Origin of the sequence: Streptomyces sp. NBC_00647, from assembly GCF_045207245.1 — a bacterium.
Taxonomy (GTDB): Bacteria; Actinomycetota; Actinomycetes; order Streptomycetales; family Streptomycetaceae; genus Streptomyces.
Window position 1 is genome coordinate 3,985,478 of sequence record NZ_CP109040.1, and the last position, 12,792, is coordinate 3,998,269.

Sequence of the window (12,792 nt, forward strand, 5' to 3'; positions counted from 1 at the left end):
GGTCACCGGAGGAGACGGGAGAGAGCGGGTCGGCACTAAGTAGCTTAGCTCTAATCTACTTAGAATCAAGCCGCTTATTGCTGATCTGCTTTCTGGTGATCCAGTTCCTGTCGAGCCGCTTCCTCCCGACCCACTCCCTTCCGAGCTACTTTCTTGCGGCCGACCTGCGACGCGGCGGATACTCGCCCCCATGAGCACCCCCAAGGACCCCGTCGACGCGATCATCGAGCAGTGGGCCGCTGTCCGGCCGGACCTCGACACCGCCGCGATGGAGGTCTTCGGGCGCGTCTTCCGGCTCTCGCGCGCCATGGGCGACCGGATGGAGAAGGCGTACGCGCGGTACGGGATCTCCCGCGGGGAGTTCGACGTGCTGGCCACACTGCGCCGCTCCGACGCCCCCTACACGCTCTCGCCGCGCGAGCTCTCGGCCACGCTCATGCTGACCACCGGCGGCATGACCGGGCGCCTGGACAAGCTGGAGCGCGCGGGACTGCTCCGCCGCTCCCCCGACCCGCACGACCGGCGCGGCCTCCAGGTCACCCTGACGGACGAGGGCCTGCGACTGATCGACGAGGCCGTCGGAGCGGGGCTCGACGTCCAGACGGCGGCGCTCTCGGCCCTCGACAGCGAGCAGGCCGCCCAACTGGCCGGCCTGCTGCGCCCGTTGCTGGCCGCCACCGCGCCCTAGGTCCCGTCCGGCGCACCCAGGGCGGCGACGAGGGCGGCCTCGACCGCGGCGGCGTCCGGGGACTCGGCGGCCCAGGCCACGTATCCGTCGGGCCGCACCAGCACCGTCGTACCCGCCCCACCCGCGCAGCACTCCACGGCGAGACGGCCCGTACGTTCCGCGGCCTCCCCGGCCCGCCCGATCTCCCCGGCCTCGTACGGCCGCGGGGCGATCAGGACGAACCTCCCGCCCCGCAGGGCCTCGTAGAGCCGGCCGCCCCTCAGGGCGGCATCGGGAGCGCGGGTGCCGACCATCGGGTGCGCGCCGCGGGGCGCGCCGTACGCGTACCCGATGCCCGTGATCCGGCCGACCGCCCTGCGGCGCGCGGGGCCGACACGGCCGAGGACCGCCGTGACTCCCGCGCGCAGCGCCCGTGTCCAGGGGTACTTGGCCATCGCGAGCCGCACGATGCCGCCGCTGCTGCGCACCACGGACGCGCCGACGGGGTGGCGTTCGGTCTGATAGGTGTCCAACAGGGCCGCCTCCGCCTGCCCGTTGAAGACGGCCGCCAGCTTCCAGCCGAGATTCGCCGCGTCCTGGAGCCCGGTGTTCATGCCCTGACCGCCGGCCGGGGTGTGCACATGCGCGGCGTCGCCCGCGAGGAAGACGCGGCCCACGCGATAGGCGGGCGCCTGGCGCTCGTCGCTGTGGAAGCGGGACATCCAGCGGGCGTCGCGCATGCCGTAGTCGCGCCCGAGTGCGAGCCGGGCGATCTCCTTGACCTCGTCGAGTCCGACCGGCTCGCTGTCCGGGATGTCCCGGCCGCGGTGCCAGCCGATCACGCGGTAGTAGCCGTCGCCGAAGGGCGCAATGAAGGCGAAGGCGTCACCGACGGCGTTGGCGGTCAGCAGCGACTCCGGTTCCTCGTCGAGCCGGACGTCCGCGAGAACGACGGACCGGATGACCGACCTGCCGGGGAACGGCAGCCCGATCGCCGCCCGCACCGCGCTGCGCATTCCGTCCGTCCCGACGACGTAGTCGGCGGCCAGCTCCTCCGGCTCCCCGCCCGCGCCCCGGACCTCGAGCGTCACTCCGCCCGCGTCCTGCCGCAGCCCGGTCACCTCCGTCCCGTACGCGAACCGCACCCCGGCTTCCTCCGCCCGGTGCCGCAACACCTCCTCCACCTCGTACTGCGGAATCACCAGCAGGTGGTTGAAACGGGAGGGCAGCGTGTCCAGCGCGAGCGCGAGTCCGCCGAAGAGCCGGATGCGGTCGAGGGCCTGGCCCTTGCGCTCCAGGTCGTCGGCGAGCCCGCGGGCGTCGAGCTGCTCCAGGGTGCGGGCGTGCAGGACGAAGGCGCGGGAGAGATTGCTGATTCCGCGGGGACGCTTCTCGACGAGGGTGACCGGGACGCCGGCGGCAGCGAGGTCACCGGCCAGCAGCAGGCCGGTCGGACCCGAGCCGACGACGACCACCCGACCAGGGGTGGGGGTGGTGGGGGGCGTGTGCGTGTTGCCGGTCATGACGGCCTCCTCGTGATGCCAACGCCTGTTGGCCAACGCTTGTTTGCCAACATAGGAGGGCACCACTGGACTGTCAACACATGTTGGCCTACGGTCGTTGGCATGCCAGTCGAGGAACAGCACGAAGCCGGGTCCGGGTCCGGGTCCGGGTCCGGGTCCAAGCCCAGGTCCAGGTCCAGGTCCAGCGCACTGCGGGGGTCCGGCGCGGCGCCTGCGACGCCCGTGTCCGCCGCCGGCCCGCCCGCGGTCCCGGCAGCCGGCGCCGCGCCCGCGGCGGCACCCCGCCGCTCCGACGCCACCCGCGGCGCCATCCTCACCGCCGCCCGTGAGCGCTTCGCGGCCGACGGCTACGAGCGAGCGACGATCCGCGCCATCGCCAAGGACGCGCGCATCGACCCCTCGATGGTCATGCGCTACTACGGCTCGAAGGAGGGGCTGTTCGCGGCCGTGCTCGATGTCGATCTGCGGCTGCCCGATCCGGCTGCCCTCGACCCCGACGACGTGGGCCGCGTCCTGGTGAGCCACTTCCTCGACCTGTGGGAGGAGAACGAGGTCCTCACCGCGATGCTCCGGGTCGGCGTGACCAACCAGACCGGCGCCGAACGGATGCAGAGCATCTTCAGGGACCAGCTCACGCCGGTGGCGCGGCGCGCCTGCCCCGACCCCGAACAGGCTCCGGCCCGCGCCGCGCTCTGCGCCTCACAACTGCTCGGACTCGCGCTCGCCCGGTACATCCTGCGGCTGTCCCCGGCCGTCGCGCTGCACCGCGAGGAGATCGTGGCGTGGCTCGGCCCGACGGTGCAGCGGTATCTGACGGCGCCGCACCCCTAGAACCCGTCCGGCGGAACCGTCCGGCAGCCCCCGTCCGGGCGGACACCGTGGTCGTGAAACGCGTCGAGGGAGTCCTCGCACCGGTGGGTGCGCGGACTCCCTCGACGAACAGATGGGGGCCGGGGCGAAGAGCGGGGCTCAGCCCTGGTTCGGCTGCTTGTGGGACTTGTCCAGGACCATGACCAGACCGGCGATGACCAGGAACAGCGCGATCGGCAGCACGACGTAGAGGCCGAGCGTCTCGATCACGCTCAGGCCGGAGCCGGGGTCGTCGCCGTCGTCGCGGGTCAGCGCGAGCGCGGGGGACGACATGAGCAGCATCATCAGCGTCGTACCGGCGGCCAGGGCACCGGCGCGCAGAGCGTTCTTCTTGTCCACGGTGCAAACGTAGCGAACAGCTGACTGAGCCGCGCGCCCGGGGGTGCCGTACGGAGGTCACGGGGCACGGCGCGGAGGGCTCCCGGGCGCCCCGGCCGGGCCGCTCTCCGCCCGCACCACGTCGATCAGGGCGTGCAGCCGGGGTGAGGCGGCGAGTTCCTCCAGGGTCACCGGGCGGCCCCCGGCATCGGCGATCGGCAGGCGCCAGTTGGGGTACTCGTCCGAGGTGCCGGGGAGGTTCTGCGGGCGTCGGTCACCGACGGCGTCCGGGAGCCAGACGCCGATCATGTGGGCCGGAGTGCGCAGCAGAAAGCGGTGCACGGCCTGGATCTCGGCCTCCTCGGCCGTCGCGGGGGCCCCACCGCTCGCGCTCCGCAGCAGCCCCAGCCGGGAGAGGAGCGCCAGCCACTCCCGGGTGTCCGCGGCGGCGGCCGCCCGCTCCTCGTCGAGGGAGCGGGTCAACAGGCCGAGCCGGTCGCGGAGTTCGACGTGTTCGCCGGTGAGCCGGGCCGCGGTGGGCGGCAGGTCGTGGGTGGTGGCGGTGGCCAGGCAGTCGGCGCGCCAGTGGTCGAGCGGCAGGGGCATGCCGTCGCCCTCCCAGTCGCGTTCGAACCACAGCACCGAGGTGCCCAGCACGCCGCGCTCCTGGAGCGTCTCGCGCACCCCGGGTTCGACCGTGCCGAGGTCCTCGCCGATCACCAGCGCTCCGGCCCGCGAGGCCTCCAGCACCAGGATCGCGAGCATCGCCTCGGCGTCGTAGCGGACGTACGAGCCTTCCGTGGGCGGCTGCCCCCGGGGGATCCACCAGAGCCGGAACAGGCCCATGACGTGGTCGATACGCAGGGCGCCGGCATGCCGGAGGAGCGCGCGCAGCAGGCGGCGGTAGGGGGCGTATCCGGAGGCGGCGAGCCGGTCGGGGCGCCAGGGCGGCAGGCCCCAGTCCTGGCCGCGCGCGTTGAAGGCGTCCGGGGGCGCGCCGACGGACATGCCGGCCGCGAAGTACTCCTGCTGGGCCCAGGCGTCGGCCCCGTCGGGGTGGACGCCGACGGCGAGGTCGTGGACGAGCCCGATGGTCATGCCCGCGTCGCGAGCGGAGCGCTGGGCGGCGGCGAGCTGGGCGTCGGTGAGCCAGGCGAGCCGGCTGTGGAAGTCGACGCGGTCCATCAGTTCGCCCCGCGCGCGGGCGGTCTCGGACGAACGGGGGTCGCGCAGTCCCGCGGGCCAGCTCCGCCAGTCGGAGCCGTGCACCTCGGCGAACGCGCACCAGGTGGCGTGGTCCTCCAGTGCCTGGCCCTCCTCGGCGAGGAAGTCGGCGTACGCGGCCCGGCGTCCGGGTCCGAGCGGCACCGCGCGGACCGATTCGAGCGCCTCGCGCTTGAGGTCCCACACGGCGTCGCGGTCGATCAGCGCGTCCTTGCCCAGGACGGAGTCGCGCAGCAGTCCGGCGCGCTCCAGCACCGTACGCAGACCGTCACGGTCCTCGGCGTAGGGGTACTCGGGGATGTCCTCGACGCGCAGGTGCACCGGGTCGGGGAAGCGACGGGAGGAGGGCCGGTACGGGGAGGGGTCGGTGGGGTCGCCGGGCACCGCCGCGTGCAAGGGGTTGACCTGGACGAATCCGGCGCCGAGCGCCCGGCCCGCCCAGGCGGTCAGCTCGGCGAGGTCACCGAGGTCGCCCATGCCCCAGGAGCGGCGGGAGAGCAGGGAGTAGAGCTGGACGAGCAGGCCGTACGTGCGTCCGGGCGGCGCGGGCAGCCGGGCGGGAGCCGCGACGAGGTGGGCGTCGGCGGTGCGGCCGTCGGGTGCGGTGGCGTGCAGCGCGTGGACGCCGGGCGGGAGGTGTTCGACGGAGGCGCGGGTCTCGCCCTGTTCGGTGGTGACGCGCAGCCGGGTTCCGTCCGGCAGTGCGGCCAGCGCGGCGGGAGCCTGGCCGTCCCAGCTCACCAGCGTCGGCGGCAGCAGCCGCTCCGCCGTCTCGGCCTCATGGTGCGCGAGGGCGGCGCGTACGGCGTCCGGGGTGCTCGCGTCGACACCGAGCGAGGCCAGGATCGCGACGAGCGCGGTGTCCGAGGCCGCGACGGTGCGGTCCGGGGAGGGGCTGTAGGCGGGGGCGACGCCGTGCAGTTCGGCGAGCCGGGACAGGGAGGTCCGCGGCGCCGGCTCCGATGGCGTCCGCGGCGGGTCGGCGGGCCCACTGGGTGCCATCAGACCCCCGACGCGGCGCCGGTCGAGGTGGGCTCGCTCGTCAGGTGCGCGGCGTCGGCCAGCGGCGGCTCGCTGGTCAGCGGTTCCGCGTCGGGCAGCGGAGGTTCGCTGGTCAGCGGCACATCGGTGCAGGCGCCTTCCGCGCTGAGCAGGCACAGGTGGGCACCCTCGGGTTCGACGGACGCCCGTCCCGCGCGCTGGCCGGGGACGGACGGCTCCGCTCCGCGTTTGGACAGGGCCGAGAGGAGAAGGTGTGCCGATGCGGCCACGGGGGCCTCCTTGTCGAGGTCGGTTACGGCGGCCGAGGGCATTCCGGCAGATCGTGCCGGAAACGGATGCCCTGGCGGTTACCGCAGCCCTACCCCGTGGGCGCGACGGCAGACGCACACGGACGAACATCGTGCTTCTGGTCACATTCTGTCGCCGTCCCACACCTCCGGGCCGCCCCTCCAGGCTGGGGCAATCCCGGCACTTCGGCCACTCTCGTTGACACCTTCACCGCCCGGATGGTGGGCTCGTCGCCACTCCGACGCTGCGGTCGGGGCGGCGAGACACCAGGGGGGAACGTGCGGCTCCGGCGTGGAAAAGGGGCGACCGCGCTCGCGTTCGCCGTCGTCGCGAGCGCGATCGGCACGGCTCCCGCCGCCGTCGCGGCGCCTCCCGGCCCGACGGCCACCGCGGACGACCGCGAGCCCGTCGGCAGCGGGGTGCCCGCCGTCTGGCCCCGCCCGCAGTCCCTGCGCGCGAACGGCACTCCGGTCGCCGTGACGGACGAGGTCGTCCTGATCACCGGCACGACGGGCCCGGCCGCGTCCGGCTCGCCCCGCGTCGCGCTCTCCGGCTCTCCGGCCGGCTCGTACTCCCCCGGCGCTCCTCTCGCCCCGTACGCCCCCGGGGTGGCCATCGACCCGCACGCCTCGGACACCCCGCTCGACCCGTACGCCCTCGAAGCGTTGCGCGGCCTGCTGCGCCAGGCCGGAGCCCGCAGGATCACGACGGCGCGCGACGGCGACGCTCTCCCGGCGCACGCCCTGGTGGTGCGCGCGGGCACGGAGTCGGCGAACACCGGGGGGCCGGGCGCGCGAGGCGCGAGCTCCTTCTCCGGTGCGCCGGCCACATCCGGCTCCCTGGAGCGGGCGCTCACGGCGCTCGGCGCCGCGCCCCGCGCCGATCTGCCCGCCGGCGGATACCGGCTGGCCGTCGGCCGGGCCGACGGCCGGGACACCGTCGCCCTCGCGGGAGTCGGCGAGGACGGCCTGTACCACGCGGTGCAGACGCTGCGTCAGCTCCTCGGAGCCGGCCGGCAGATCGCCGGGGCCGTCGTCCGGGACTGGCCCGGCACCGCGGTGCGCGGCACGACCGAGGGGTTCTACGGCAGTCCCTGGACCCCCGAACAGCGCCTCGCGCAGCTGGACTTCATGGGGCGGACCAAGCAGAACCGCTATGTCTACGCACCCGGCGACGACCTGTACCGGCAGGCGCGCTGGCGTGAGCCGTACCCGGCCGGGCAGCGCGCCCATTTCCGGGACCTGGCGGAGCGCGCGCGCCGCAACCACGTCACGCTGACCTGGACGGTTGCTCCCGGGCAGGCGATGTGTTTCTCCTCGGACGCCGACGTGAAGGCACTCACCCGCAAGCTCGACGCCATGTGGGCTCTCGGATTCCGTGCCTTCCAGCTGCAGTTCCAGGACGTCAGCTACACGGAGTGGCACTGCGGGGCGGACGCGGACGCGTTCGGCTCCGGCTCCGAGTCGGCGGCGAAGGCGCAGGCGCGGGTAGCGAACGCCGTGGCCCGCCATCTGGCGGCACGCCACCCGGACGTTGCCGCCCTGTCCCTGATGCCGACGGAGTACTACGAGGACGGTTCGACCGCCTACCGCCGGGAGCTGGCGAGCGCCCTGGACGAGGGCGTCGAGGTCGCGTGGACGGGCGTCGGTGTCGTGCCCAGGACGATCACGGGCGGCGAACTGGCGCGTACCCGCGAGGTGTTCGGCAGCCATCCGCTGGTCACCATGGACAACTACCCCGTCAACGACTACGCGCAGGACCGGGTGTTCCTCGGCCCCTACCAGGGGCGCGAACCGGCGGTGGCCACCGGCTCGGCGGCACTGCTCGCGAACGCGATGCCCCAGGCGGAGGCCTCCCGCATCCCCCTGTTCACGGCGGCCGACTACGCGTGGAACCCTCGGGACTACCGGCCCCAGGAGTCCTGGGGTGCCGCGATCGAGGACCTCGCGGACGGCGACGCCCGGAGCGCGGACGCGCTGCGCGCGCTGGCCGGGAACGACGCCTCCTCCGTTCTGGGCGGCGAGGAGTCGGCGTATCTGCGCCCGCTCATCGAGGCGTTCTGGCAGGCGCGTACGACCACGGACCGGGCCGCGAACGAGAGCGCGGCCAAGCGGCTGGGCGCGGCGTTCACGGTCATGCGCGAGACGCCCCAGCGACTGGCGGGGCGTCCGATCGCCACCGAAGTGGAGCCCTGGACCGAGCAGTTGGCGCGCTACGGCGCGGCCGGCGAGACGGCGGTCGCCCTGCTGAGTGCCCAGTCGAGCGGTGACGCGACGGCGGCCTGGACGGCGTACCGCACCCTGGACCGGCAGCGCGCCGAACTCGCGGCGAGCGGGGTGACGGTGGGCAAGGGCGTGCTCGACCCGTTCCTGGCGAAGGCCCGCACGGCGTACGAGCAGTGGGCGGGCCTCGGCAACGAGCCCGCCGCGGGCCGCGACACCGGGAAGGACACCGGAGCGACGGCGGACGACGGCGCGAGGACCGGCGACGACGCGGCGGCGGACGGCGACGCTCCCCCGGACGACGGCGGGACTCCCGGGAACGGTCTGCCGCAGGACGGCGGCGCCGGTCAGGACGGCCGCGTCGTCCGTCTCCCGCGCCCCCGCACGCTCACCGCGGTGAGCGTGCTGACCGAACCGGGCACGGCGGGTTTCGTCGAGGCGCATGTCCCGGGCGAGGGCTGGCGGTACCTCGGCGCGCTCGACGCCGGGGGTGCCACGGAGATCGGCGCGGCGGGCGTGCGCGCGGACGCGCTCCGGGTCGGCGGTCCCACGCGTTCCCAGGTCCGCCATCTCGTCCCGTGGTTCGCCGACTCCCCCGCCGTGGCGCTGGAGCTGGCCCGCTCCGTGACGGACGTGGAGATCGGCGGTACGCAGCGGGTGACGGCCCGGCTGACGTCGCTGCGTCCCTCCGACGTCAGGGGTGAACTGACCGCGCGGGCCCCCAAGGGCATCGAGGTCAAGGTCTCGCAGCCCTCGCCGACCCTCCCGCGCGGCGCCGTCGTCGACAGCCTCGTCGAGGTCACGGTCCCGCCGGGGACGCCGTCGGGCTCGTACGACGTCACGGTCGCCTTCGGCTCGCGGACCCGGACGCTGACCGTCCGCGCCTTCCCGCGCACGGCGGGCCCCGACCTGGCCCGCACCGGCACGGCCTCCTCGTCCGGCGACGAGACCCCCGACTTCCCGGCGTCTGCGGCCAACGACGGTGATCCAGGGACCCGTTGGTCCTCCCCCGTCGAGAACGGCGCCTGGTGGCAGGTGCGGCTCGCGGAGCCGGCGCGCCTCGGCTGGCTCGTGCTGAGCTGGCAGGACGCGTACCCGTCCGCGTACCGGGTCCAGGTCTCCGCCGACGGCCGCGTCTGGCGCACGGCGACGACCGTGACCGACGGCCGGGGCGGCCGCGAATCCCTCCGCTTCGACGAACGGGACGTCCGCCACGTACGCGTCCAGGGGGTCGAGCGGGCGACGCGGTACGGGTACTCGCTGTGGTCGGTGGAGGCGTACGCGGTCGCGGACTGACGCCCGGTCCGGACCGCCCTGCGGGGCAGCGCCCTTCCGTGATCGATCTTCAGCAATCCTCCGCCAGCTATTCACTCAGTACATATCTTGAGTACATACTGATCTCCATGAGCACCCGTCACATCCTGTTGGGGCTGCTCGCCGGGGGGCCCAGCCATGGGTACGACCTCAAGCGACGGCACGACGAACGCTTCCCACAGGCCCGCCCGCTGGCTTACGGGCAGGTCTACACAACCTTGCAGCGCCTGGTCCGCGACGGCCTCGCCGAGGTCGACGGCACCGACTCGGACGGCGGTCCCGAGCGGACGCTGTACCGCTCGACCGACGACGGATCGCGTGAACTGACCCAGTGGGCGGGCGAGATCGCGCCGCCCGCGCCCTTCGTGACGAACGAGATCTTCGCCAAGGTCGTCGTCTCGATCCTCGCCGCCGCGGACGCGGCCGGCTACCTGCGGGCCCAGCGCGCCGCGCACATGGCGCGGATGCGCGAGCTCACGGCGGTGAAGACGGCGCCCGGCGCCGATCTCGCGACCGTCCTCTCGGCCGACTACGCCCTCAACCACCTCGACGCCGACCTCCGCTGGATGAACACCACGGCGGCCCGGCTCACCACCCTGACCGCGGAGGTCGACGCAGCATGAACAACCCACTTCTGGCCGCCCGGGGCCTGGTCAAGGCGCACGGTCCCACCCCGGCGCTGCGCGGTGCCTCGGTGGAGCTGGCCGCGGGCGAGGTCCTCGCCGTCACGGGGGCCAGCGGCAGCGGCAAGTCCACGCTGCTGCACTGCCTGGCGGGCATCGTCAAGCCCGACAGCGGCACGGTGGAGTACGGGGGTGAACGCCTCGACCTGCTTCCCGAGAAGCGGCTGAGCGAGCTGCGCCGCACGGACTTCGGGGTCGTGTTCCAGTTCGGGCAGCTGATCCCCGAGCTGACCGCCTCCGACAACGTGGCGCTGCCCCTGCTGCTCGCGGGCACCTCCCGCGCGGCGGCCCGGGAGCAGGCGGGCCAGTGGCTGGAGCGGTTCGGCGTCAAGGGGCAGGAGGCACTGCGCCCCGGCGAGTTGAGCGGCGGCCAGGCACAGCGGGTGTCGCTGGCGCGGGCCCTGGTGACAGCTCCGAAGGTCGTCTTCGCGGACGAGCCCACCGGCGCGCTCGACTCGCTCGCCGGGGAGCAGGTGATGACCGCCCTGATCCACACCGCCCGGGAGGCGGGCACGGCGGTCCTGCTGATCACCCACGACGCCCAGGTGGCGGCGTACGCGGACCGGGAGGTCTCCCTGCGGGACGGCACCGTGGCCGACTCGGGCCCGCTGTCGGCGGCCCCGGCCGCGGCGGAGGTGTCCCTGTGAGAACCGACCTCCGGCTCGCGCTGCTCCTGACCAGCGGTTCCGACCGGCGTGAGTGGTGGCGGGTCGCCCTCACGGCCGTGGGAGCGGCCCTCGCCGCCGGGCTCTCCCTGGCCGCCGCCGCGATCGCCTCGCTCCAGGGGCAGTACCACCTGCCCCTCGCCGACGGCCTGCTCGAGCAGCCCGGCCAGCGCGCGGGCGTGATCCTCACCCTGCTCCTCCTGCTGGTGCCGGTACTGGGCCTCCTCGGCCAGTGCGCCCGCATCGGTGCCGTGCACCGCGACCGCAGACTGGCCGGACTGCGCCTCGCGGGGGCCACCCCGGCGCAGGTGCGGCGGATCGCCGCGCTGGAGGCGGGCCTCGCGTGCCTCATCGGTTCGGCCGTCGCCACCGCCCTCTCCGTGTGGATCCTCCTGCGCCAGTGGCAGAACCCGCCTGCCGCCCTCTGGGCCGGATGCGCGGGGATCGCGGTCGCCGTGCCCGTACTGGGCGCCCTGGTGAGCACGCTCGCCCTGCGCCGGGTGGTCGCCTCACCCCTGGGCTGGGTACGCCGGGTGCGCCCGAGCGGCGGGCCGGGTCCGGGTCCCGCCGTCCTCGTGGCGGCCCTCGTGATGCTTCTCACCGGACTCGCCATCGCTCCGCGAAGCTTCGGCAGGCTCGCCCCGGCCCCGGTGCTCGTCTTTTCCGTGGTGATTCTCACGGGACTCGGGGCCATCTGGGCCGTCGGTACGAGCGCCCGCCTGACCGGCCGCGTGCTCGCCGGGCGGACCGGGAACCCGGCGACCCTGATCGCGGCCGAGCGGCTGCGGGACGATCCCTGGGCCGGCGCCCGCACCCATGCGGCGGTGCTGCTGGTGACCGTCGTGGGGACGGGCTTCGTGGGCGTACGGCAGGTGCTGCTCGAGACCCTGACCGGGCGCGACCGCGCCGCGTACGCCGACAACCTGTCCTTCTACACCACCGGTATCGACCTCACGGGCGCCGCGATCCTGCTCGCCCTCGCCATCACCCTGTCCGGGCTGGCCGTGGGGACGGCCGAATCGCTGGCCACCCGCCGCCGTGGCCTCGCCGCACAGGCCGCCGCCGGGGTGCCGCAGGCCGTGCTCGGCAGGGCCCTGCTCCTGGAAACGGCCCTGCCGCTGGCCCCGGCGGTCGCGCTGGCCGGTGCGGGAGGCCTCGGGATCAGCATCGGGTACGGGCTGCTCGCGGGCGGTGGAACGGTGCCGGTGCTGCCGGCGGTCGTCCCCGTGGCCGTCTACGCGGTCTGTCTGCTGGCCGCGGCCACGTCCCTGCCCCTGCTGCGGCGCTCGGTGCAACCGGCGGAGCTGCGCCACCTCTGAACGCCGCCCTGTCCGGCCCACGGGCACGGCCGGCTCCCCGGGAGGCACGGGGGTCCCCCTGGGGAGCCGGAACAGGGCACGGTCACGGTGCCGCGAGCCGACACAAAAGCCCGGATCGTCAGGCGGAAATGCCGTCGATCCGGGCCATCGCGTCGTCCGCGCCGTACGGCTGCAGGTAGGGCAACCAGCGTGGGTCCCGGTGCCCGGTTCCGATGATGCGCCATGCGAGCCCCGACGGCGGGGCCGGTTTGTGGCGCAGGCGCCAGCCGATCTCGACCAGGTGGCGGTCGGCCTTGGTGTGGTTGCAGCGGCGGCAGGACGCCACCACGTTGTCCCAGGCGTGCTGACCCCCGCGGGAGCGCGGGATGACGTGGTCGACGCTGGTTGCGACGCCACCGCAGTACATGCACCGGCCGCCGTCGCGGGCGAACAGAGCTCGCCTGGTCAGCGGGACGGGCCCTCGGTAGGGAACCCGTACGAACCTCTTCAGCCGGACCACGCTGGGTGCGGGGACAGTAACGGTCGCGCTGTGCATGAAGGCGCCGGATTCCTCGAGAGAGACGGCTTTGTTCTCAAGGACGAGGACGAGCGCGCGGCGGAGCGGTACGACGCCGAGGGGCTCGTACGACGCGTTGAGGACCAGGACATGCGGCACGGATGCCTCCTTGTACGCCGGCGGCGCGTGGCTCGCGCCGGG

General features: G+C 74.3%; 11 protein-coding genes. 6 read left to right on the forward strand and 5 right to left on the reverse strand.

Annotated elements, in window-relative coordinates; all coding sequences use genetic code 11:
- Positions 1-190: 190 nt before the first annotated feature.
- Positions 191-688: a MarR family winged helix-turn-helix transcriptional regulator gene (locus OG788_RS17460; protein WP_406371862.1), complete on the forward strand. Its 498-nt coding sequence runs from the start codon at positions 191-193 to the stop codon at positions 686-688.
- On the opposite strand, the gene OG788_RS17465 is transcribed toward OG788_RS17460, so the two are convergent.
- Entirely contained in the window at positions 685-2,190 is a 1,506-nt protein-coding gene (locus tag OG788_RS17465) for an FAD-dependent monooxygenase (RefSeq protein WP_406371864.1), read from the reverse strand. The genes OG788_RS17460 and OG788_RS17465 overlap by 4 nt on opposite strands.
- Positions 2,191-2,292: 102 nt before the next feature.
- Here OG788_RS17465 and OG788_RS17470 point away from each other — a divergent pair, with 102 nt between their 5' ends.
- A complete protein-coding gene (locus OG788_RS17470; RefSeq protein WP_406371866.1) occupies positions 2,293-3,021 on the forward strand; it encodes a TetR family transcriptional regulator in 729 nt (242 codons plus the stop codon).
- A 138-nt stretch (positions 3,022-3,159) separates the two neighbouring features.
- On the opposite strand, the gene OG788_RS17475 is transcribed toward OG788_RS17470, so the two are convergent.
- From OG788_RS17475 to OG788_RS17485, 3 genes are read right to left on the reverse strand one after another with little or no spacing between them, the layout of a single operon-like run.
- Entirely contained in the window at positions 3,160-3,399 is a 240-nt protein-coding gene (locus OG788_RS17475; RefSeq protein ID WP_351546969.1) for a hypothetical protein, read from the reverse strand.
- A 57-nt stretch (positions 3,400-3,456) separates the two neighbouring features.
- Positions 3,457-5,604, reverse strand: a complete 2,148-nt coding sequence (malQ, locus tag OG788_RS17480) for a 4-alpha-glucanotransferase (protein WP_406371868.1) — start codon at positions 5,602-5,604, stop codon at positions 3,457-3,459.
- Entirely contained in the window at positions 5,604-5,873 is a 270-nt protein-coding gene (locus OG788_RS17485; protein ID WP_351546964.1) for a hypothetical protein, read from the reverse strand. The genes malQ and OG788_RS17485 overlap by 1 nt, the downstream gene beginning before the upstream one ends.
- A 297-nt stretch (positions 5,874-6,170) precedes the next feature.
- On the opposite strand from OG788_RS17485, the gene OG788_RS17490 reads away from it, so the two are divergent.
- From OG788_RS17490 to OG788_RS17505, 4 genes are all read left to right on the forward strand, one after another.
- A complete protein-coding gene (locus OG788_RS17490; protein ID WP_406371870.1) occupies positions 6,171-9,410 on the forward strand; it encodes a beta-N-acetylglucosaminidase domain-containing protein in 3,240 nt (1,079 codons plus the stop codon).
- A gap of 107 nt (positions 9,411-9,517) precedes the next feature.
- Entirely contained in the window at positions 9,518-10,051 is a 534-nt protein-coding gene (locus tag OG788_RS17495) for a PadR family transcriptional regulator (RefSeq protein ID WP_356755254.1), read from the forward strand.
- Entirely contained in the window at positions 10,048-10,758 is a 711-nt protein-coding gene (locus OG788_RS17500) for an ABC transporter ATP-binding protein (RefSeq protein WP_406371872.1), read from the forward strand. Before OG788_RS17495 ends, OG788_RS17500 begins: the two co-directional genes overlap by 4 nt.
- On the forward strand, positions 10,755-12,095 hold the full coding sequence (locus tag OG788_RS17505) for an FtsX-like permease family protein (RefSeq protein ID WP_406371874.1): 1,341 nt from the start codon (positions 10,755-10,757) through the stop codon (positions 12,093-12,095). The genes OG788_RS17500 and OG788_RS17505 overlap by 4 nt, the downstream gene beginning before the upstream one ends.
- 118 nt (positions 12,096-12,213) lie before the next feature.
- Here OG788_RS17505 and OG788_RS17510 read toward each other — a convergent pair whose 3' ends face one another.
- A complete protein-coding gene (locus OG788_RS17510) occupies positions 12,214-12,750 on the reverse strand; it encodes an HNH endonuclease (RefSeq protein WP_266758820.1) in 537 nt (178 codons plus the stop codon).
- Positions 12,751-12,792 lie beyond the last annotated feature (42 nt).

Coding starts and splice junctions, on each gene's coding strand:
- OG788_RS17460 (WP_406371862.1), top strand. CDS start 191: ATGAGCACCCCCAAGGACCCCGTCGACGCGATCATCGAGCAGTGGGCC.
- malQ (WP_406371868.1), bottom strand. CDS start 5,604: ATGGCACCCAGTGGGCCCGCCGACCCGCCGCGGACGCCATCGGAGCCG.
- OG788_RS17470 (WP_406371866.1), top strand. CDS start 2,293: ATGCCAGTCGAGGAACAGCACGAAGCCGGGTCCGGGTCCGGGTCCGGG.
- OG788_RS17465 (WP_406371864.1), bottom strand. CDS start 2,190: ATGACCGGCAACACGCACACGCCCCCCACCACCCCCACCCCTGGTCGG.
- OG788_RS17500 (WP_406371872.1), top strand. CDS start 10,048: ATGAACAACCCACTTCTGGCCGCCCGGGGCCTGGTCAAGGCGCACGGT.
- OG788_RS17495 (WP_356755254.1), top strand. CDS start 9,518: ATGAGCACCCGTCACATCCTGTTGGGGCTGCTCGCCGGGGGGCCCAGC.